Raw genomic sequence first — 20119 nt, forward strand, 5'->3', positions numbered from 1 at the left:
GCCCCGTCGTAGACTTGTTCTATTCGAAGGTATGTTCGAATAATTCAAGCGTGAACCCGTCTGGCCTCCCACCCTGGCACCTGCACCTTCCGGCGCACCTGCCCGGCGGCCGTCCAGCCCGTTCGTCAAAAACACTGCGCCCGGGAGGCATCATGGGGATGTTCAGCGAATCCGTGGAGGTGGCCTGCACCCCGGAAGGCCGGCCCGAGTCCCTGGTCTGGGCGGGACGCAGCTATGAGCTGTGCGCCGAGCCGGTGCGCTGGTTCGAACGGCGTGAGTGGTGGGCCGAAGAGCAGCGCGCACCGCTGGGCAGTGGCCCCGGCCTGGTGGACTCGGAGATCTGGCGGCTCGAGGTCCGGGACGCCTCGGCCCCGGACCAAAGCCTCACCCTCGACCTCAGCCGCCACCTGCGCAGCGGGCGCTGGCGGCTGCTGCGGCTCCACGACGCCCTGGCCGGGCAGCGGAGGCCGGCGTCGGCATGAGTTTCACCCACCTGCACGTCTCCACCGCCTTTAGCGCCCACTATGGCGTGTCCTGGCCGGAGGAACTGGCCGCGGCGGCCGCAAGCGACGGGGCGACGGCGCTCGCCTGCACCGACAGGGACGGCCTGTACGGCACCATCAAGCACCTCAAGGCCTGCATGGCCGCGGGGCTGGATCCCATCGTGGGGGTGGACCTGGCCGTCTTTGACGACGACGGCGACCTCCGCACCCAGGTTGGCGGCCGCGTCGTCGTCCTGGCCCACGGGGGAAACGCCGGGGCCGGCTACCGCGCCCTGTGCCGGCTGATCTCCGACGCCCACGCCCGCACCACGGGCAGGGCCGGCGGGACGGTCCCCGCCGCCGTGACCCGGGCCGAGCTGGCGTCCCGGGCTCTGGACCCGCAGACGCTCGAACCGGTGCTGACGGTACTGATCGGACCGGACTCCGACGTCGGCCGCTCCATGGGCGGGCGGCGCTACCTGAGGCCGCGCACCCTGTTCAAGCAATGGCTCGATGCCATGCCGGCGGGAACCGTCACCGCCGAGGTGGTCTCCCAGCTGAGCGCCCCGGGGGAGCACCTCAGCACGGCCCACGCCGTACGGATGCTCAAGCTGGCCGCCGAACACGGCGTCCCCGCCGTGCTCAGCAACGCCGTGCGCTATGTCGCCGAGGACGGGGCGGCCACGGCGGACGTGCTGGACTCCGCCCGGACCCTGAAGTCCCTGCCCGAACTTGCCGGCGAGCCGCTGCTGCAACCCAACGGACAGGCCTGGCTCAAAAGCTCCGCACAGATGCTGGAGCTGGGCAAGGAAATCATCCACGCCGCGGGATTCGGCGCGGCCGACCTCAAGAGCCTGCTGGCCCATACCGAGGCGCTCGCGGACCGCTGCCGGATGGACCCGGCCGCGGACATGGGCTGGAAGCAGCCGGTGGTCCCGGAGGCGGCCGTGATCGGGATCGAGGGGGACCCGCTGGCCGAGCTGGCGGCCCGCTGCGAGGCCGGCATCACCCGCCGCTTCCAGGGCATCGCCGGCAGCAATGCCGTGGAGCTGCGGGCCAGGCTGGAGCACGAGCTGCGAATCATCGACAGCCTAGGGTTCGCCTCCTACTTCCTCACCGTGGCCGAGGTGTCCCGGATGATCACGGACATGGGCGTGCGCGCCGCGGCCCGCGGCTCCGGGGCCTCCAGCCTGGTCAACTACCTGATCGGCGTCAGCCAGGTGAACCCGCTGCAGCATGACCTAATCTTCGAACGGTTCCTCTCCCGGGACAGGGCCACGCTGCCGGACATCGACATCGACGTCGAAAGCGCCGAACGGCACAACGTCTACCGGAAGATCTTCGACCGGTTCGGCTCCGAGCGGGTGACCCTGATGAGCATGCAGAACGGGTACCGCGCCCGGGGTGCCGTGCGCGACGCCGGGCTGGCCCTCGGCATGGAGGGCGGCGACATCGACGAGATCGCCAAGCAGCTGTGGCGTTTTTCCGCCCGGAATTTCCGCGAGGCGCTGGTGGAGAAGCCGGAGCTGAAGGAGTTCGCCGGGCGGGTGGAGCAGCGGGACTTCACTGGCAACCAGCAGCTGGACCTGCTCGTGGACCTGACCGAACGGCTGGACCGGCTGCCCCGGCACATCTCCATGCACCCCTGCGGGGTCATCCTGGGCGATGCCACGCTGCTGGACCGCACCCCGGTCCAGCCCAGCGGCCTGGGCCTGCCGATGAGCCAGTTCGACAAGCACGACATGGACCCCATGGGCATGCTCAAACTCGACGTCTTGGGAGTCCGGATGCAGTCCGCCATGGCCTTCGCCGTCCGGGAAGTCATCCGGCTGCACCCTTCGAAGGCGGACGTGGTGGCCGCCGGAAACCACCAGTCCGGGCCGGACGGCAGCGGGCCGGACTACATTGCCGAGGACGGCACCATCGACTTGAACGCCGTCCCGCTGGACGACGAGCCCACTTTCGACCTGATCCGGAGCACCCACACCCTGGGCTGCTTCCAGATCGAATCCCCGGGGCAGCGGGAACTGATCGGCAAGCTGGCGCCCAGGGAATTCAACGACCTCATCATCGACATCTCCCTCTTCCGGCCCGGGCCGATGAAGTCGGACATGGTGCGTCCCTTCCTGGAGCACCGGCACGGCTTCGCTCCGGAGGTGTTCCCGCACCCGGACCTCAAACCGGTGCTGCAGGAAACCCACGGCGTCACCGTTTTCCACGAACAGATCCTGAAGACCTTCGACGTGATGACCGGCTGCGGCCTGGCCCGCGCCGACGAATTCCGGCGCGCCCTCGGCAACGAGGTGCTGGAGAACCAGGTGGAGGAATTCTTCCGCCGGGAGGCCAAGCGGCGGGACTATTCCCCGGCGGTGGTGGACAAGGTCTGGGGAACCCTGAAGGCCTTCGGCAGCTTCGGTTTCTGTAAGGCCCACGGGGCAGCCTTTGCCGTTCCCACCTACCAGTCGGCGTGGCTGAAAACCCACCACCCGGAGGCGTTCCTCGCCGGGATCTGGGAACACGACCCCGGCATGTACCCTAAACGCCTCCTGGTGGCCGAGGCCCGCCGCATGGGCATCCCCATCCTGCCCCTGGACATCAACCGCAGCCAGGCCGAATACCGGGTGGAACCGGTCCAAGATGGCCCGGACCGGGGGAAGCTGGGGATCCGGTTGAGCCTGAAGGGGATCTTTGGTCTCTCCGGCGCGGAACTCAAACGCATCGTCGCCGGCCAGCCCTACGACTCCCTCGCGGACCTGCGAGCCCGGACCCGGATCAGCAAACCCAGCATCCAGCGGCTCGCCCAGCTGGGCGCCTTCGACTCCCTGCACCGGGCCGCCGGGGGCAACACCAACCGGGCGGACCTGGTCCACCACCTGCAGCAGCTGCAGACCAGGACGCAACGCAAGGGAGCCGAAGTGATCGAGGGCCAGCTGGCCCTGCCGCTGGGCGACGTGGAACTAACCAACCTCAAGGGCGGGCGGCCCGCCCCCACCCTGGTGGACACCGTCCGGGCCGAGCTGGACCTGATGGCCGTGGACGTCAGCGCCCACCTGGTGGATAGCCACCGGCCCCTGCTGGACCGGCTGGGCGTCACCACGGCGGACCAGCTCCTGAAGTTGCGCAACGGCACCGAAGTGCTGGTGGCCGGGGTCCGGGTGGCCACCCAGACTCCTCCGATGCGCGGCGGCCGTCGGGTGGTCTTCATCAGCATCGACGACGGGACCGGCTGCGTGGACTCGGTCTTCTTCCACGAGGCCCAGGAGCAGGCCGGGCCGCTTCTCTTCAGCACCCGGCTGCTGCTGATCCGCGGCACCACCCGCCGCACAGGGCCCCGCGGCATCAGCATCAGCGCCTCCATGGCCTGGGACCTCAGCCGCACCGACACCCTGCCCTTCCCGGCCGCGGGCACCGGCGCGAGAAGAGGCACTGGCACGGGTACCGGCGGCGACGCGCCCGAGGGCCCGCCGCTGGACATGGCGCCGGGGGCGCTGGACGGCATCCGCCGGACCCTCGCGATCACGGGGTTCAGCGGTTGAGGGCGGGTCCGGACGCGGCGGCGGACGTGGTGGCGGGCGTTGGTTGGGCGTCCGGAAATACCGATAGCATGGACGAGGCTGGCTGTGGTCCCCGTACGCCACAAGCTACGAAGCCTTAAAACCGTGAATAGGAGACACCCGTGTCAGATGCCCAGCAGATCACCCTTCTCGTCGATGGCGAAGAGACCCAGGTGACTACCGGGACCACCGGCGCGGAACTCTTCTTCGAGCGCCGCGACGTCGTCGTGGCCCGCGTCAACGGCGAACTGAAAGACCTGGACCAGCCCCTGCCGGCCGGTGCCGACGTCGAAGGCGTCACCATCGACTCGCCGGACGGCCTAAACGTGCTGCGCCACTCCACCGCCCACGTCATGGCCCAGGCCGTGCAGCAGCTGCGCCCCGACGCCAAGCTGGGCATCGGCCCCTACATCACCGACGGCTTCTACTTCGATTTCGACGTCGAGGAACCCTTCACCCCGGAGGACCTGCGCCAGCTCGAGAAGATGATGCTGAAGATCGTCAACCAGAACCAGAAGTTCGTCCGCCGCGTGGTGACCGAGGACGAAGCGCGCGAGGCGATGAAGGACGAGCCGTACAAGCTCGAACTGATCGGCCTCAAGGGCGCCGGCAGCGACGAGGACGGCTCCAGCGTGGAGGTCGGCGGCGGTGAACTGAGCATCTACGACAACGTCGAGCGCAAGGAAGGCACCACGGTCTGGTGCGACCTGTGCCGCGGCCCGCACCTGCCCAACACCAAGCTGATCTCCAACGCCTTCGCCCTGACCCGCTCCTCCGCGGCCTACTGGCGCGGCAGCGAGAAGAACAAGCAGCTCCAGCGCATCTACGGCACCGCCTGGCCCACCAAGGAAGCCCTCAAGGCCTACCAGGAGCGCATCGCCGAGGCCGAACGCCGCGACCACCGCAAGCTCGGCGCCGAACTGGACCTGTTCTCCTTCCCGGACGAGCTGGGTTCCGGCCTGCCGGTGTTCCACCCCAAGGGCGGCATCATCCGCAAGGCCATGGAGGACTACTCCCGGCAGCGGCACGTCGACGCCGGCTACGAGTTCGTCTACACCCCGCACATCACCAAGGGCCACCTCTACGAGGTCTCCGGGCACCTGGACTGGTACAGGGACGGCATGTTCCCCCCGATGCACATCGATGCGGAACTGAACGAGGACGGCACCGTCCGCAAGCCCGGCCAGGACTATTACCTGAAGCCGATGAACTGCCCGATGCACAACCTGATCTTCCGCTCGCGCGGCCGCTCCTACCGTGAACTGCCGCTGCGGCTCTTTGAATTCGGCTCGGTCTACCGCTACGAGAAGTCCGGCGTGGTGCACGGCCTGACCCGCGTCAGGGGCATGACCCAGGACGACGCCCACATCTACTGCACCCGCGAGCAGATGAAGGACGAACTGACCAAGACCTTGAACTTCGTGCTGGGCCTGCTCAAGGACTACGGCCTGCAGGACTTCTACCTGGAGCTCTCCACCAAGGACCCGGAGAAGTTCGTCGGCGCGGACGAGGTCTGGGAGGAAGCCACCCGCACCCTCGAGGAGGTGGCGACCGAATCCGGCCTCGAGCTGGTTCCGGATCCGGGCGGAGCGGCGTTCTACGGCCCGAAGATCTCCGTCCAGGCCCGTGACGCCATCGGCCGCACCTGGCAGATGTCCACCATCCAGCTGGACTTCAATCTGCCCGAGCGCTTCGAACTGGAATTCCAGGCCTCCGACGGCACCCGGCAGCGCCCGGTCATGATCCACCGCGCACTGTTCGGCTCGATCGAACGGTTCATGGGCGTCCTCACCGAACACTACGCCGGCGCGTTCCCGGCCTGGCTTGCCCCCGTCCAGGTGGTCGGCATCCCGGTGGCGGAGACGTTCAACGACTACATGTTCGACGTCGTCGACCAGCTCAAGGCCGCGGGAATCCGCGCAGAGGTGGACATCTCCTCGGATCGGTTCCCGAAGAAGATCCGCACCGCCAGCAAGGACAAGATCCCGTTCGTGCTGATCGCCGGCGGCGACGACGCCGAGGCCGGGGCGGTGTCCTTCCGGTTCCGGGACGGCAGCCAGGACAACGGCGTGCCGGTGGCCGAGGCCGTCCGTCGGATCGTGGACGCCGTCCGCGAGCGGACCAGCTAGCGGGGAGCAACAAGTGCAGGAATCCACAGGCGCCGGCCAGGGCTACCCGGGCGACGACGGCGTGACCGATGACTTTGGCCTGGCCGGCGTGCCGGACTCGTTCCAGCGCCTGTGGACTCCGCACCGCATGGCGTACATCAAGGGCGGCCAGCACCAATTCAAGAACCAGGACGACTGCCCGTTCTGCGTGGCGCCGGAACGCCAGGACGAGGAATCGCTGATCGTCTACCGCGGCCGGACCTGCTACGTGGTGCTGAACCTGTACCCCTACAACCCCGGGCACCTGCTGGTGTGCCCGTACCGGCACATCCCTGACTACACCGACCTGACCGTCGAGGAGACCGCCGAGTTCGCCGACCTGACGCAGACCGCCATGCGCGTGCTGCGGAAGGTCTCCAACCCCACCGGCTTCAACCTGGGCATGAACCAGGGCGTCACCGGCGGCGCCGGCGTCGCGGGCCACCTCCACCAGCACGTCGTGCCGCGCTGGGGCGGGGACGGCAACTTCTTCCCGATCATCGCCCAGACCAAGGCGATGACCCAGACCCTCGGCGAGGTCCGCCGGCAGGTCTCGGAGGCGTGGCCCGCGTCAGTGGCCACTGAGCCGGCGGCGGGAACACCGGATGCTGAATAAGCACGCCCGCGGGTTCTTCACCGCGCTGTTCACCCCGCTGGCCCGCTGGCTGCTGCGGATGGGCGTCTCCCCGGACGCCGTCACGATCGTCGGGACCGCCGGCGTCGTCGTCGGGGCCCTCGTTTTCTACCCGCTGGGCCAGCTCTGGTGGGGAACCATCTTCATCACCGCGTTCATCTTCTCCGACGTCATCGACGGGATCATGGCGCGGCTGCAGGAACGCGGCGGTCGATGGGGCAACTTCCTGGACTCCACCCTGGACCGGGTGGCCGACGGCGCCCTGTTCGCCGGCGTCGCCGTCTGGTTCTTCACCGGCGGGGCCAACCCGGCCATCGCCGTCGCCGCCCTGCTCTGCCTGGTCCTCGGCATGGTGGTCTCCTACGCCCGGGCCAAGGCCGAGGCGCTGGGTTTCCATGCCAACGTCGGCATCGCAGAGCGTGCCGAACGGCTCGTCTCCGTGCTGGTGGTCACCGGCTTCACCGGCATCGGCCTGCCGCCGGTGGTCCTGCTCGCCACCCTCTGCCTGCTCGCGCTGGCCAGTTTCGTGACGATCATCCAGCGGGTCGGCGCCGTCCGCCGGCAGTCGCTGGAGGAAGCCCGCGGCACCACCAGCGACCACGCCGCCTGAGCCGCGCCGGACCGACCGGCCACGGGCCGGCATACCCCGTCCCCGCCCGGGTTCCGGGGCGTAACCCGAGTTCAACCGGCCCGCGGCGGGGGACTAGTATTAACCTTACCGGCCAATGGTTTCCGGTAATCCGGGGTGAACGCACACGGTACCCGTGTGCCGTCCGCGCCGGGCGAGGTCATCTATCTACCCATAGGGGTTTTTGTGTCTACACCTGATGTAAGCAGCGAAGCCGGCGCGTCCGCCCAGAACGTCACGGGCAGCAGCCGCGTCAAGCGCGGCATGGCGGAGATGCTCAAGGGCGGCGTCATCATGGACGTCGTCAACGTCGAGCAGGCCCGCATTGCCGAAGACGCCGGTGCCGTGGCCGTGATGGCGCTGGAACGCGTTCCCGCTGACATCCGCGCCCAGGGCGGCGTGTCCCGCATGTCCGACCCGGACATGATCGACCAGATCATCGACGCGGTCTCCATCCCCGTCATGGCGAAGGCCCGCATCGGCCACTTCGTCGAGGCCCAGGTCCTGCAGTCCCTCGGCGTCGACTACATCGACGAGTCCGAGGTTCTCACCCCGGCCGACTACGTCAACCACATCGACAAGTGGAACTTCAAGGTTCCTTTCGTCTGCGGCGCCACCAACCTTGGTGAGGCGCTGCGCCGCATCAACGAGGGCGCGGCCATGATCCGCTCCAAGGGCGAGGCCGGCACCGGCGACGTCTCCAACGCCACCGGGCACATGCGCAAGATCCGCTCCGAGATCGCCAAGCTCGCCGCCCTGCCCGAGGACGAGCTGTACGTCGCGGCCAAGGAACTGCAGGCTCCGTATGAACTGGTCAAGGAAGTTGCCGCTGCCGGCAAGCTCCCCGTGGTCCTCTTCACCGCCGGCGGCATCGCCACCCCGGCCGACGCCGCCATGATGATGCAGCTCGGCGCCGACGGCGTCTTCGTCGGCTCCGGCATCTTCAAGTCCGGCAACCCGGCCCAGCGTGCCGCCGCCGTCGTGAAGGCCACCACCTTCTTCGACGACCCGGACGTCATCGCCAAGGCCTCCCGCGGCCTGGGCGAGGCCATGGTCGGCATCAACGTCGACGAGATCCCGCAGCCGCACCGCCTCGCCGAGCGCGGCTGGTAGTTCGCGCTGTTGAGGACGCCGGACGGCGCTGATCCTCTGCGTGCTATTCCCCGCGCCCTGTGGGCAGCCAAGCGGCTGCCCGGGGCGCGGGGCCCTACGCACGCTGCCGGATCACACCGCCCGTCGCCTTGCGCTCCTGAGATAGTACGGCGGCGGCCGGTCACCCTTTGGATGGCCGGCCGCCGTCGTTTGTGGCCAGCTATCCAACCAGCAGCAAAGGCCATTTTCACGCCTCAGAACGGCCCCTGCTGCCAGTCAGTCGGGCCTCAGTCGAGGCCGCGGCGCTTGAGCAGCGGTTCGAGCCGGGCATCCCGGCCGCGGAAGGCCCGGAAGGACTCCAGCGGGTCGCGGCTGTTGCCGCGGGAGAGCAGTTCGGTGCGGAAGAAGTCCCCGTTGGCCCGGGACAGGCCGCCGTTCTCCTTGAACCACTCGACCGTCTCGGCGTCGAGCACCTCGCTCCAGATGTAGGAGTAGTAGCCCGCTGCGTACCAGCCGCCGGCGAAGATGTGCTGGAAGTACCCGGTCCGGTAGCGGGGCGGGATGAGGCTGTGGGCGACGCCGGCGGCGGCGAGGGCCTTCGCCTCGAATTCCAGGACGTCGTCTGGGACCTCGGATTCTTCCAGGACGTGCCAGGCCAGGTCCAGCAGGGCGGCGCCCAGATACTCGGTGGTGCCGAAGCCCTCGCCCCAGAGCGCGGCGGCGTCGAGCTTGTCCACGGTTTCCTGCGGCAGTGGCTCGCCCGTGACGTGGTGCCGGGCGTAGTTGGCCAGCACCTCCGGCCACATGATCCACATTTCGTTGACCTGGGACGGGTACTCGACGAAGTCGCGCGGCACCGAGGTGCCGGAGAACCGCGGGTAGGTCACGGCGGAGAAGAGCCCGTGCAGGGCGTGGCCGAACTCGTGGAAGGTGGTCCGCAGCTCGTCCAGGGTCAGGAGCGTGGGTTCACCGGCCGGCGGCTTGGAGACGTTCAGGTTGTTGATCACCACGGGACGGGTCCCCAGCAGGTCCGACTGCTCCACCAGCGAGTTCATCCAGGCGCCGCCCCGCTTCGATTCGCGGGTGTAGTAGTCGCCCAGGAAAAGGCCCAAGCCCGTGCCGTCGGCGTCCTTGACCTCCCAGACCCGGACGTCGGGGTGGTAGCCGGCCAGGTCGGTCCGCTCGTGGAACGTGATGCCGTAGAGGGCGTTCGCCGCGAAGAAAACCCCGTCCTTCAGGACCCGGTCCAGCTCAAAGTAGGGGCGCAGGGCCTGCTCGTCCACGGAGTAGCGTTCGCGCTTGACCCGGGCGGAGTAGTACGCCCAGTCCCACGCCTCCAGCGGGTGTCCGGCGACCTCGGCGAGGGCCTCGGCCTCGGCGTCGGCGTTCCGCACGGCGGCCGGGGCCAACCGGCCCAGCATCGCCTGCACAGCGGCGAAGTCGGGGGCGGTCTGCTGGTCCACGCTGAGCTCGGCAAAGTTGGCAAAGCCCAGCAGCGTCGCCTTCTCGGCGCGCAGGCGGACCATGTCCTTGACCAGATCCCGCACGTCCAGTGTCCCGCCGCTGCTGCCCCGGCCGATCGATGCCTCGTAGAGCCGGCGGCGGACCTCGCGGTTCTCCAACGCGGCCATGGCCGGCTGGTTGCTCGGCTGGATCAGGGTCAGCAGGAACTTGCCTTCGGCCCCGGCGGTGCGGGCGGCCTCGGCGGCGCTGGCGATGTCGTCGGCCGGCAGCCCGGCCAGGTCCGCGGCGTCGTCCAGCAGAAGCGACGCGGACTTCATGCCCTCCTTGACCCGCTGGCCGAACTCTGTGCCCAGGGTGGAGAGCTCGGCGTTGATGGCCCGGAGCCGGTCCTGGCCGGCGGCGTCGAGCTGGATCCCGGACTGCCGGAAAGCCTTCAGATACTCCTCCACCAGACGGGCGGATTCGGCGTCGAGCCCGTCCGTGGGGATTGCGGCGAACCGTTCGTAGAGGCCGCGGTTGAGGTAGATGGCGTCCTCGTGGGCGGAGAACGCGGGGGAGAGGCGGGTCTCCAGGTCGCGGATCTCGTCCGTGGCGTCGGCGGACACCAGTGTGAAGAAGGACGCGGCCGCACGCTGCAGCAGGGCGCCGGAGCGCTCCATGGCGACGGCGGTGTTCTCAAAGCTGGCGGGCTCGTCCGTGTCGACGATCGCCTGAATCTCCGCGAGGTGTTCGGCCAGGCCGGCCTCGACGGCGTCGGCGAAGTGGCCGGCGTCGATGTCCGCGAAGGGCGGCAGTCCGTACGGCAGGGTGCTGGGGCTCAGGAGGGCGTTAGTCATGAAACGACACTTTCATGTTTGGTGGCGGTTCTCAATGGTCCGCGGCGCGTGTTGGGACGGTCCGGCCCGTACGATGTGGCCATGGGGACTCCACATCTTTCGCGCCCGGCCCGCGTCGCCGCCGCCCTGCTCTCGTTCGTCGTCGCTGCCACGCTGAGCTCCTGCGGGGTGCTGGCCCGACCGGACGGGGACGCCGCCGGGACCGCGAACGCCGGCGCCACAGCATCCGCGCAGTCGCCGGGCGCGCCGTCGTCGTCGTCGCCCAGCCCGACGCCGACCCCCACCCCGACGCCCGGGAAGGGACCCGCCTGCGCCGCCGTCCGCTGCACGTCCGTGCTGGTCACCGGCGACATGCTGGTCCACGCCCAGCTCTGGGACCAGGCCCGCGCCGACGCGCTGGCCGCCGGGGCCAAGGGCCTGGACTTCGGGCCGCTGCTGGAGGGCCAGCGCCGCTACATCGCGAAGGCGGACCTGGCCATCTGCCACCAGGAAACCCCGGTGGCCGGGCCCACCGGCCCCTTCTCCGCCTACCCCTCCTTCAACGTCCCGCCGCAGATCATCACCGCCGCCCAGCAGGTCGGATACCAGGCCTGCACCACGGCCAGCAACCACACCATCGACCGGGGCACCGCCGGCCTGGTCCGCACCCTGGACGCCCTGGACGCGGCCGGCCTGCAGCACACCGGGTCCTACCGCACCGAGGCGGACTCGCAGGGCGTGCTCATCCTGCAGACCGCCGCCGCCAAGATCGCCGTCATCGAGGGCGCCTACGGCCTCAATGGCCAGACCCCCGAGTACGCCTGGCAGGTGGACATGCTGGATCCGGCCGCCATGATCGCCAAGGCGAAGAAGGCCCGCGCCCAAGGTGCCGACATCGTGCTGGGCGTGATGCACGCCGGCGAGGAGTACGCCAGCGTTCCGAACGCCGAACAGCGCGACGCCGCCCACGCGCTGGTGGACAGCGGCCAGTTCACCATGATCTACGGCCACCACACCCACTCGGTGCTGCCCATCGAACAGTACAAGGGCACCTGGATCGTCTACGGGCTCGGCAACGGCATCACGGAACTCTCGCCAACGTACGTCGTGAATAACGAGGGCCTCCTGGTCCGGGCGCAGTTCAACCAGGACGCGGCGGGGAAGTGGACGGCCTCGGACCTGGCCTGGGCGCCGTCGGTGATCGTCCGCGGCCCGTACCGCTGGTGCTCGGTGGCCGCCGACGCCCCGCAGGGCCCATGCGCCGGTCCCGCCGCTGACGCCGCCACCCGCCAGCGCACCAAGACGGTGGTCGAATCAATGGGAGCAGCGACGGCCGGCGCCCACGAACTGCTGATCACCAAGGAGAAGTAGCCATGACCGACGAAGGGGCAGGATTCGCGGCGGCAGGGCAGGGAACCCCGCAGGGACGACGGCGGGAGGTCCGGCAGGGCGCCGCGCGGCTGGCTGTCTTCGAGTATGGCCGGGAGCCAGGGCCGGGCGTGCCGAGCCTGTTTCTGATCCACGGCTATCCCGACGACCACCAGGTGTTCCTGCCCGTGATCGCCGAGCTTGCCGGGACGCATCACATGATCGCCTATGACACCCGCAACGCGGGGAGTCCCGCGTGGACGCTGGGGACGGCGCAGGCTACTCGCTGGCCGCACTGGTGGACGACGCCTTCGCCGTCCTCGCCGCCGTCGACGTCGGAACCGTCCACCTGGTGGGCCACGACTGGGGCTCCATCCAGGGCTGGGCCGTGATCAGGGATCCGCGCGCCGCCGGGGTGATCGGCCGCTACACCAGCATCTCCGGGCCCGACATGGACCACCTCTCCCGCTGGATCAAAGCCAGGATCCGGCGTCCGCGTGAGTGGGGCAAGTTGGGCGGGCAGTTGCTCCGCAGCTGGTATCTGATGGCGTTCCAGCTGCCCGTCCTGCCGGAGGCGGCATGGCGGCTGGTGCTGACCCGCCGCTTCGAGCAGGCCGCGCACCGGCCGCTGGGGGACAACCCCGTCCGGGGCCTCGCCCTCTACCGGAGCAATCTCTTCGGCCGCGGCGCCCGCACGGGCCGGCCGCCGGGGGCAACCCGGCAGGTGCACATCCCGGTGCAGGTGGTGGTGCCCCTGCGCGACGCCTACCTCTCGCCCCACCTGGCCGAAGACCTGGACGGTTGGATCGATGACCTCACGGTCGTTCGGGCCGACGGCGGCCACTGGTGGCCCGCCAGCCGCCCGGCCGAGTTCGCGCGCCTGCTCCGCGACGGGGAAGCGTGATCTCTGCCCCGCCGACGGTGCACCTGCTGTGCGGCCTCAACGGTTCCGGTAAGACAACCCTGGCCCGCGAGCTTGAAGTATCCCTGCCGGCCGTCCGTTTCAGCCTGGACGAATGGATGCTGCTCCTCTATCCGGGCCTGCACTATGCCACGGAGGACTATGGCAGCCGGGCGGAGACGTGCAAGGGCCTGATCTGGGACACGGCCCTGCAGGTGTTGCGGGCGGGGGCCGATGTGGTCCTCGACTGGAACCAGTGGAGCCGGGCGCGGCGGGCAACCTGGCATCAGAACGCCCGCGCGGCCGGTTTCGCTGTCCTTCTGCACCATGTCACAACGCCCTTGAACACCGCCATCGAGCAAACCCGGCATCGGACGCTGGCCGCAGAACCGGGCTCGCATGCCTTGACGGAAGACGGCGTCCGGCACCTCGCAGGACTCTTCGAGGAGCCCTCGGAAACCGAGGGGCTGCGGATTCACAGGGTCCCGGCCCGGTAAGGGCCGGCCTAGCCCTCCGACAGCTCCAGTGTCATGAACACGCTGTTAGGGTCGGCGCTGTAGTGGGCGAACGGTGGACAGACCGTGAAACCGTGGCGCAGGTAGAGCCTGCGTGCCGCCGCGAAGTAGTCCTGGGAACCGGTTTCCAGGCTGACCCGGCCGAAGCCCCGCTCCCGGGCCTCGGCGAGGAGCCGCCCCAGCAGGCCGCCGGCGACGCCGCGTCCGCGGGCGTCCCGGGCGGTCCGCATCGACTTGATTTCCGCCCCGCCCGCGCCGAGGTCCTTGATGGCGCCGCAGCCAAGCAGGGTGCCGTCTTCGCGGGCGGTCCAGAAGCTGATTGCGGGTCCGGCGAGGGCGCCGACGTCGAGCGCGTGGACGCTCTCGGCCGGCGAGGTCGCGAACATGTCCGCCAGGTGTTCCTCGAGCAGGGTCCGTACGTCCGCGCGGTCCGGCGCGTCCGGGGCGTAGCTGATCATGGCCGGTTCCGGGGCGGTCCCTAGCGCGGCCGGCGGGCGGCGTGCTCGCGGGCCAGGACGGCGTACCGGTCGTCCGGGGTGCCCGGCGTGAAGCTGCCGTACTTGCGTTCCACCGCGGTCTTGATCAGGAAGTCGGCCAGCGCCGGGTTCTTCGGCAGCAGCGAGCCGTGGAGGTAGCTCGCCACGATGTTCCGGTACCGGGCGCCCTCGTGGCCGTCGCCGCTGTTGTTGCCGGTGCCCTTGGCGGTGGTGCCCAGGGGTTCGACGCCGGGACCCAGGGTGGTCTGGCCGCTGTGGTTCTCGTAGCCCAGCACGGTCCCGAACTCGGGGGAGGAGACGCTGACGTTGCCGATCAGCCGCTCATCCGTGCCGTTGGTCTCGACGTCCAGGATGCCGATCCCGGGGATGACCGAGCCGGTCCGGGTCCGGAAGAACTTGCCGAACAACTGGTAGAGCCCGCAGATGACCAGCATCGGGGTGCCGGCTTCGGCGAGTTCGCGCAGCACCGTTTCCCGGGACAGCAGGTCGTCCTGGATCACCAGCTGGCCGCTGTCCTGGCCGCCCCCGCCGACGATCAGGTCCACGTTCGCGGGGAAGTCGTCGCCCACGTTGTATTCGAGCAGTTCGGGGGTGTAGCCGTGCCAGCGCAGCCGCTGCGCCAGGACCAGGGCGTTGCCCCAGTCGCCGTAGATGTTCATGTCGCGCGGGTAGAGCTGCAGCACCCGGATGGTGCCCTTGCTGGGCGCGGCGGGTTCCTCCGGGGAAGCTCGTGGCCGTGGGAGAGTTCGTGCTGCGGACCGGTTTCCGGGGTCACGAGACCACCTCCACTGTGGTGATTTTGGAGAGCTCGCGGCGGATGGCCAGCATGGCTGTGTAGGTGCAGAAGATCCGCTTCGGCCGGTCCTTGGCGCCGCGGATGAACGCGGCCAGGGCCGGAGCGATCTCAGTGTCGACCGCACCGATGGCGACGTCGTCGTACTGCAGGCGCAGGGCCATGTCGTAGGCGCGGGAGCCGGTCAGCTGGTCCACGCCGCCCTCGCGGAGGGTGTCGAACTCGACGTCCCAGAGCCAGGACATGTCGCGGCCGTCCGCGTAGTTGTCGTTGATCGCGATCATCGTTGCGTAGCCCGCGGCCGGGAAGGACTTGAGCCCCAGCCGGAAGCCGCTCGGGTTCTTGACGAGCACCAGGTCCAGCGGCAGGCCGTCCACCACCAGGCTCTCGCCGCGGCCGAACGCCGGCGCGACGTTGCCCAGGGCCTTGAGCAGGCCGGCGTGGTCCGTGGCGGTGCCGCGGACGGCGGCGATGGCACGGGCCAGGGTCAGGGCCGCGGCGGCGTTGAAGATGTTGTAGACGCCGCGCAGTTTCATCGGCGTCGAGACGGTGGCGCCGTCGTAGTCGAAGTCGGCGTCGGCCGGGCCCACGCGGCGGAGGACGACGTCGGCGGCCGGCTTCGCGGGAGCGTCCGGGACCGGGCTGCCCGGGGCGGAGCGCATGTCGTCGTCGTTGGGGAAGGTGCTCAGCAGCGAGTCGTCCAGCCCGAAGTAGCGGACCTCCGGCCCGCCCGCGGCCGGGGCGGCGAGGCTGACGGCGATCCGGGCCACCCGCGGATCCTCGCGGTTCAACACGACGGTCCCGGTGGTCTTCGAGGCGATGTGCTGCAACAGGTCCGCGGTCTTGTCGATTTCGCCGAACCGGTCCAGCTGGTCTCGGAGGACGTTGAGCAGCAAACAGTAGCGCGGCGGGACCTTGTTGACGAAGTGCACCGCGTGGGCTTCGTCGAGTTCCAGCACCGCAATGTCGGCGTCGAGCCGGCCGCGCCAGTCCACCTCGCCGAGAAGTGCGGCGGCGACGCCGCGGGTGAAGTTGCTGCCGGTGCGGTTGGTGAAGACCTTCAGGCCCTGGCTCTCGAGCAGCTCCACGACCATCTTGGTGGTGGTGGTCTTGCCGTTCGTTCCGCTGACGACGGCGACGCCGAGCGGCAGCGTGGCCAGCGTCCTCTGCATGAAGCCGGAGTCGATTTTCTCGACCACCAGGCCGGGAAGGGCGGAGCCTCCACCCCTGAGCCGGGAGACCCGGCGGACGAGCTTGCCGAGCGGGACGCTGAAGTAGAGCATGCCTTGTAATATATCCCAGCCGCGGCATAGAACCCGGCCCGGCGGCCCCGCCCGGTGCGGCCCGCGGCGGACGGCCGCACTATGCTGGCAGGATGACCTCCCCACTCTTCCCGCCCGGCTCCAGCGTGGGCTTGGGCCTGCGCATCGGCGTCCTGGCGCTCCAGGGCGACTTCCGCGAGCACCTGCGCGCGGTGGAAGCCGCCGGAGCCACCGGCGTCGGCGTCCGCCGGCCCGCCGAACTCGACGGCCTGGACGGACTCATCATTCCCGGCGGTGAATCGACCACCATCGACAAGCTCTCCCGTGCCTTCGAACTCCGCGAGCCCCTTGTCGGCCGGATCCGCGACGGCCTGCCGGTCTACGGCTCCTGCGCCGGCATGATCCTGCTGGCGGACGACCTCACCGACCCGGCTACCGATCTCGCCGGGAATCCGCAGCAGACCTTCGGCGGCCTGGACATGACCGTCCGGCGGAACGCTTTCGGCCGGCAGCGGGAATCCTTTGAAACGGACCTGGAGTTCAAGGGACTGGAGTTCAGCGCCCGGGACACCGGCGTCGCCCCCGTGCACGCCGTGTTCATCCGCGGCCCATGGGTGGAACGCGTGGGACCCGGCGTGGAGGTCCTCGCCCGGGTGGAACCCGCCGGCGCCGGAGCCTCCGGCGTGCTGGACGGGGCCGCTAGAATTGTTGCAGTGCGTTCCGGCAAGCTGCTGGCCACCTCCTTCCACCCGGAAGTGACAGGGGAAAAGCGCGTGCATGAACTGTTTATTCGAATGATCAGAGGAGAAGCGTAAAGCATGTCAGGCCACTCCAAATGGGCGACGACCAAGCACAAAAAGGCCATCATCGATAGCCGACGGGCCAAGTCGTTCGCCAAGCTGATCAAGAACATCGAAGTCGCCGCCCGGATGGGCGGACCGGACCTCGCCGGCAACCCCGGCCTGGAACTGGCCGTCACCAAGGCCAAGAAGACCTCGGTCCCCAACGACAACATCGACCGCGCCATCAAGCGCGGCGCCGGCCTTACCGGCGAGGTCGTGGACTACACCGAGATCATGTACGAATGCCGCGGCCCGCAGGGTTCCGCCCTGCTGATCGAGTGCCTCACTGACAACAAGAACCGTGCCGCCTCCGAGGTCCGCCTGGCCATCTCCCGCAACGGCGGAACCATCGCCGACCCCGGCTCCGTCAGCTACCTCTTCACCCGCAAGGGCGTCGTGTCCCTGCCCAAGAACGGCCTCACCGAGGACGACGTGCTGATGGCCGTCCTCGACGCCGGCGCCGAAGAGGTCAAGGACAACGGCGAGAGCTTCGAGATCCACTCCGAGCCGACCGACCTGCAGGCCATCCGCGATGCGCTCAAGGAAGCCGGGATCGAATACGACACCGACGAGGCCGAGTTCGTGCCCTCCATGCAGGTCCCGCTGGACCTCGAGGCGGCCAAGAAGTTCATGAAGCTCGTCGACGCCCTCGAGGACCTCGACGACGTCCAGAACGTCTACAGCAACGCCGACCTCAGCGACGAAGTACAGGCCGCCCTGGAAGCCGAGTGACCCTTCGCGTCCTCGGCGTCGACCCCGGCCTCACCCGCTGCGGGATCGGCGTCGTGGACGTCGAACGGAACCGGCGCGCCACCATGGTGGACTTCGGCGTCGTCGGCACCTCACCGGAGGAAAGCCTGGACCAGCGGCTGCTGGTGATCGCCACCGCCATCGACGAGTGGCTGGACAAGTACCAGCCGCAGGTTTTGGCCGTTGAGCGGGTCTTCTCCCAGCTCAACGTCAGCACCGTGATGGGCGTCGCCCAGGCCTCCGGCGTCGTCATCGCCGCCGCGGCCCGGCGCGGCATCCCGGTGGCCCTGCACACCCCCTCGGAGGTCAAGGCGGCCGTGACCGGCAGCGGAACCTCCAACAAGGACGCCGTAACCAAGCTGGTCACCAAGATCCTGCGCCTGGACGCCCCGCCGCGACCGGCCGACGCCGCCGACGCCCTGGCCCTGGCCATCACGCACGCGTGGCGCTCCGGCGGGGGAGTCGCCGCGGCCGGTGCGGCCAGCGCGCGGATACCGACGGCGGCCGCCGCGTCCCGCTCGGCGCTCACCCCGGCGCAGCGTGCCTGGGCCGACGCGGAGCTCAAAGCGCGCCGTGCCGCCAAGTAACGGGCCAAACCTCCGCCCGCTTGGTACGGTATTCGTAGATATGTTCGGATAACTCAGGAGCCAGGCCTTGATCAGTTTTCTCCGCGGAACCGTTGCGCACGTCGGCCTCTCCTCGGCGGTGATCGACCTCAACGGTGCCGGCATGAGCGTCTACGCCACACCGCAGACCCTCAGCAAGCTCCACGTCGGCGAGGAGGGCAAGGTCTTCACCTCCCTCATCGTCCGCGAAGACTCGCTTACCCTCTTCGGCTTCGCCAGCGACGACGAGCGCGAGGTCTTCGACATCCTGCTCAGCGTCAGCGGCGTCGGGCCCCGGCTGGCGCTGGCCGTCCTCGCCGTCCACGACCCCGAGGCCATCCGCGTCGCTGCGCACTCCGGCGACGGCAAGGCGTTCACCAAGGTGCCCGGCATCGGCCCCAAGGTCGCCGGCCGCATCGTCCTCGAACTCGCCGGCAAGCTCGTCCCGCACGGCACCGCAGACGCCGCCGCCCCGGTACGCTCGGTCGAGGCCGTGTGGAAGCCGCAGGTTGTGGCGGCCATGACCAGCCTCGGCTGGTCCGAGAAGGACGCCACCAGCAGCATCGACAAATCCATGGCCGACTCCCCGGAACTGGCCGAGCGCGGCAACGTCGCCGAGATCCTCCGCGCAACGCTGCGCTGGCTGGGCCAGGACGGCGCCCGCGCCGGGAACCGGGTAGGCACCCGTGGCTGAGCCGTCCCTCGTCGCCGGGGAGAGGAACCCGAAGAACGCGCCATCGAGGCGGCGCTCCGGCCCAAGAACCTCCACGACTTCGTCGGCCAGCACCGGGTCCGCAAACAGCTCTCCCTGGTCCTCGAGGCCTCCCGCATTCGCGGCCGCAGCGCCGACCATGTGCTCCTCTCCGGCCCTCCCGGCCTGGGCAAGACAACCCTCTCCATGATCATCGCCGCGGAAATGAACGCCCCGCTGCGGATCAGCAGCGGCCCAGCCATCCAGCACGCCGGCGACCTGGCCGCCATCCTGTCCTCGCTCTCCGAGGGCGAGGTGCTGTTCCTGGACGAGATCCACCGCATGTCCCGTCCCGCCGAGGAAATGCTGTACATGGCCATGGAGGACTTCCGCGTCGACATCGTCGTCGGCAAGGGGGCCGGCGCCACCGCCATCCCGCTGGAACTGCCGCCGTTCACCCTGGTCGGAGCCACCACCCGAGCCGGCCTGCTGCCCGGTCCGCTGCGCGACCGCTTCGGCTTCACCGGCCACCTCGAGTTCTACGCCGTCGAGGAACTGGAACTGGTGCTCCGCCGCTCCGCCGGCCTGCTGGACCTGAAGGTCAACTCGGCCGGGTTCAGCGAGATCGCCGGACGCTCCCGCGGTACACCCCGCATCGCCAACCGGCTGCTGCGCCGGGTGCGCGACTGGGCGCTGGTGCACGGCGTGGAGCAAATCGACGCCCGCAGCGCCTCCGCCGCCCTGGACATGTACGAGGTGGACAAGCGCGGCCTGGACCGGCTGGACCGCGCCGTCCTGGAGGCGCTGATCACCAAGTTCGGCGGCGGCCCCGTGGGCCTGTCCACGCTGGCAATCGCCGTCGGCGAGGAAACCGAGACCGTCGAAACCGTCGCCGAGCCCTACCTGGTCCGGGAGGGCCTGCTGGGCCGCACCCCGCGCGGACGGATCGCCCTCGCCCCCGCCTGGACCCACCTGGGTTTCGCGGTTCCCGCCGGGGTCTTCGGCCAGGAACCGCTGGACCTCTTCGAGGAAGACGGCGCCGGCGGGGAACCGGCCGCAACCCATCCGTAACCGGCAAT

17 protein-coding genes and 1 pseudogene are annotated in these 20119 nt (G+C 69.5%); 14 read left to right on the forward strand and 4 right to left on the reverse strand.

Annotated features, from left to right (window positions below):
- Positions 1 to 152 precede the first annotated feature (152 nt).
- The 6 genes from ACRQ5B_RS13475 (at position 153) to pdxS (ending at position 8558) form a co-directional block, all read left to right on the forward strand.
- Entirely contained in the window at positions 153 to 482 is a 330-nt protein-coding gene (locus tag ACRQ5B_RS13475) for a DUF6504 family protein (protein ID WP_290257706.1), read from the forward strand.
- A complete protein-coding gene (locus ACRQ5B_RS13480) occupies positions 479 to 4018 on the forward strand; it encodes a DNA polymerase III subunit alpha (protein WP_432394666.1) in 3540 nt (1179 codons plus the stop codon). The genes ACRQ5B_RS13475 and ACRQ5B_RS13480 overlap by 4 nt, the downstream gene beginning before the upstream one ends.
- A gap of 140 nt (positions 4019 to 4158) precedes the next feature.
- Complete coding sequence (gene thrS, locus ACRQ5B_RS13485; RefSeq protein ID WP_432394668.1) at positions 4159 to 6165, forward strand: threonine--tRNA ligase; 2007 nt, start codon at positions 4159 to 4161, stop codon at positions 6163 to 6165.
- Positions 6166 to 6178: 13 nt separating this feature from the next.
- A complete protein-coding gene (locus ACRQ5B_RS13490) occupies positions 6179 to 6799 on the forward strand; it encodes an HIT family protein (protein ID WP_432394671.1) in 621 nt (206 codons plus the stop codon).
- Positions 6789 to 7427 (forward strand): phosphatidylinositol phosphate synthase, encoded by a 639-nt coding sequence (pgsA, locus tag ACRQ5B_RS13495; protein ID WP_412883073.1) that lies wholly within the window; start codon positions 6789 to 6791, stop codon positions 7425 to 7427. The genes ACRQ5B_RS13490 and pgsA overlap by 11 nt, the downstream gene beginning before the upstream one ends.
- 204 nt (positions 7428 to 7631) lie before the next feature.
- Positions 7632 to 8558, forward strand: a complete 927-nt coding sequence (pdxS, locus tag ACRQ5B_RS13500; protein WP_290257711.1) for a pyridoxal 5'-phosphate synthase lyase subunit PdxS — start codon at positions 7632 to 7634, stop codon at positions 8556 to 8558.
- A gap of 266 nt (positions 8559 to 8824) precedes the next feature.
- On the opposite strand, the gene ACRQ5B_RS13505 is transcribed toward pdxS, so the two are convergent.
- Positions 8825 to 10837 (reverse strand): M3 family metallopeptidase, encoded by a 2013-nt coding sequence (locus tag ACRQ5B_RS13505; RefSeq protein WP_432394675.1) that lies wholly within the window; start codon positions 10835 to 10837, stop codon positions 8825 to 8827.
- An 81-nt stretch (positions 10838 to 10918) separates the two neighbouring features.
- Here ACRQ5B_RS13505 and ACRQ5B_RS13510 point away from each other — a divergent pair, with 81 nt between their 5' ends.
- The 3 genes from ACRQ5B_RS13510 to ACRQ5B_RS13520 all read left to right on the forward strand — a co-directional run bounded on the left by ACRQ5B_RS13510 (position 10919) and on the right by ACRQ5B_RS13520 (position 13582).
- On the forward strand, positions 10919 to 12187 hold the full coding sequence (locus ACRQ5B_RS13510; RefSeq protein ID WP_432394677.1) for a CapA family protein: 1269 nt from the start codon (positions 10919 to 10921) through the stop codon (positions 12185 to 12187).
- Positions 12188 to 12440: 253 nt separating this feature from the next.
- Positions 12441 to 13088 carry an alpha/beta fold hydrolase gene (locus ACRQ5B_RS13515; protein ID WP_432394679.1) on the forward strand — a complete coding sequence of 216 codons (648 nt, stop codon included), beginning with the start codon at positions 12441 to 12443 and terminating at the stop codon, positions 13086 to 13088.
- Positions 13085 to 13582 (forward strand): AAA family ATPase, encoded by a 498-nt coding sequence (locus ACRQ5B_RS13520; RefSeq protein ID WP_432394682.1) that lies wholly within the window; start codon positions 13085 to 13087, stop codon positions 13580 to 13582. Before ACRQ5B_RS13515 ends, ACRQ5B_RS13520 begins: the two co-directional genes overlap by 4 nt.
- 8 nt (positions 13583 to 13590) lie before the next feature.
- On the opposite strand, the gene ACRQ5B_RS13525 is transcribed toward ACRQ5B_RS13520, so the two are convergent.
- The 3 genes from ACRQ5B_RS13525 to ACRQ5B_RS13535 form a co-directional block, all read right to left on the reverse strand.
- Positions 13591 to 14058: a GNAT family N-acetyltransferase gene (locus ACRQ5B_RS13525; protein ID WP_432394685.1), complete on the reverse strand. Its 468-nt coding sequence runs from the start codon at positions 14056 to 14058 to the stop codon at positions 13591 to 13593.
- A gap of 20 nt (positions 14059 to 14078) precedes the next feature.
- Positions 14079 to 14756: a type 1 glutamine amidotransferase gene (locus ACRQ5B_RS13530; RefSeq protein WP_432398767.1), complete on the reverse strand. Its 678-nt coding sequence runs from the start codon at positions 14754 to 14756 to the stop codon at positions 14079 to 14081.
- Between the two features lie 112 nt (positions 14757 to 14868).
- Positions 14869 to 16173 (reverse strand): MurT ligase domain-containing protein, encoded by a 1305-nt coding sequence (locus tag ACRQ5B_RS13535; protein ID WP_432394688.1) that lies wholly within the window; start codon positions 16171 to 16173, stop codon positions 14869 to 14871.
- A 92-nt stretch (positions 16174 to 16265) separates the two neighbouring features.
- Here ACRQ5B_RS13535 and pdxT point away from each other — a divergent pair, with 92 nt between their 5' ends.
- The 5 genes and pseudogenes from pdxT (at position 16266) to ruvB (ending at position 20111) form a co-directional block, all read left to right on the forward strand.
- On the forward strand, positions 16266 to 16967 hold the full coding sequence (gene pdxT / locus ACRQ5B_RS13540; protein ID WP_432394691.1) for a pyridoxal 5'-phosphate synthase glutaminase subunit PdxT: 702 nt from the start codon (positions 16266 to 16268) through the stop codon (positions 16965 to 16967).
- A gap of 3 nt (positions 16968 to 16970) precedes the next feature.
- Positions 16971 to 17726 (forward strand): YebC/PmpR family DNA-binding transcriptional regulator, encoded by a 756-nt coding sequence (locus tag ACRQ5B_RS13545; protein WP_290257718.1) that lies wholly within the window; start codon positions 16971 to 16973, stop codon positions 17724 to 17726.
- On the forward strand, positions 17723 to 18331 hold the full coding sequence (ruvC, locus tag ACRQ5B_RS13550) for a crossover junction endodeoxyribonuclease RuvC (protein WP_290257719.1): 609 nt from the start codon (positions 17723 to 17725) through the stop codon (positions 18329 to 18331). Before ACRQ5B_RS13545 ends, ruvC begins: the two co-directional genes overlap by 4 nt.
- Before the next feature lie 67 nt (positions 18332 to 18398).
- Complete coding sequence (gene ruvA, locus ACRQ5B_RS13555) at positions 18399 to 19043, forward strand: Holliday junction branch migration protein RuvA (RefSeq protein WP_432394694.1); 645 nt, start codon at positions 18399 to 18401, stop codon at positions 19041 to 19043.
- Positions 19036 to 20111: pseudogene (gene ruvB, locus ACRQ5B_RS13560) on the forward strand (Holliday junction branch migration DNA helicase RuvB). Before ruvA ends, ruvB begins: the two are co-directional and overlap by 8 nt.
- The last annotated feature ends 8 nt before the right edge of the window (positions 20112 to 20119 follow it).

It is taken from the genome of Pseudarthrobacter sp. L19 (assembly GCF_050859435.1).
Lineage (GTDB): Bacteria > Actinomycetota > Actinomycetes > Actinomycetales > Micrococcaceae > Arthrobacter.